The following is a 665-nucleotide window of genomic DNA, read 5'->3' as shown; positions in this document are numbered from 1 at the left end:
AGACAGCAACACATTTAAGCTGATCCGGGGGTGGGGATCCAAAGTGATGACCCCTGTTTCGAGAGGGATGAAGGTTGATCAGCGCGCTGCCTTCAAGACCACCCGTTTGAGTGATGAGGTCAGTTACGAAGAAGAGGACGTGATCAAATATGCCGACATCGCAGGGCAGCAAGACGGCCAATTCCATTTGATCGTAGGCACGCAGACGCGGGAAGGTCGGATTCGACGTGGTGAGAGCCGGACGATCCGCTATACCGCTTTCTATACCGGTGGGGTCCCTGAAGTCACAGAAGGGCGGCTAAACCATTTTGTGCCGGTAAAATCTCGTGATCCTGAATCGATAGAAGCAATTCGCAAGCGTGATCGCCAAGAGAAGATGCTTGAGGAGCTGAGCGCGGAAGGCATCAAAGAGTGGTCATTTACGCAGGCTGATCCGACGAGGCGATATCTCGACCATAAGGATCGTGACGGCATTGCGGTTCTGCTCCGTGATATTCTTACGACGCTTTCAAGTGTGATCCGCGATGAGCGGTTTAGAAGGAGCAAGCCAAAGGCTGATACGCCTATCGAGGTTGTGGCTGAAACCCTGAAAAATATGCTGGAAAGCGGCATCGTTTCGCAGGGGCAGCTCGATGCTGCAATTGTCGAAAGCCTCGCCGCGCTAG

General features: G+C 53.4%; 1 protein-coding gene. It reads left to right on the top strand.

Annotation, left to right across the window (positions count from 1 at the left end):
• Positions 1-43: 43 nt before the first annotated feature.
• A partial coding sequence (locus tag NQT62_RS15345) for a hypothetical protein (protein WP_256765624.1) occupies positions 44-665 on the top strand: 622 nt, incomplete at its 3' end.

This window comes from Limnobacter humi, from assembly GCF_024518835.1.
Classification (GTDB): Bacteria; Pseudomonadota; Gammaproteobacteria; order Burkholderiales; family Burkholderiaceae_B; genus Limnobacter; species Limnobacter humi.
This window is presented reverse-complemented; position numbering and strand designations above follow the sequence as displayed.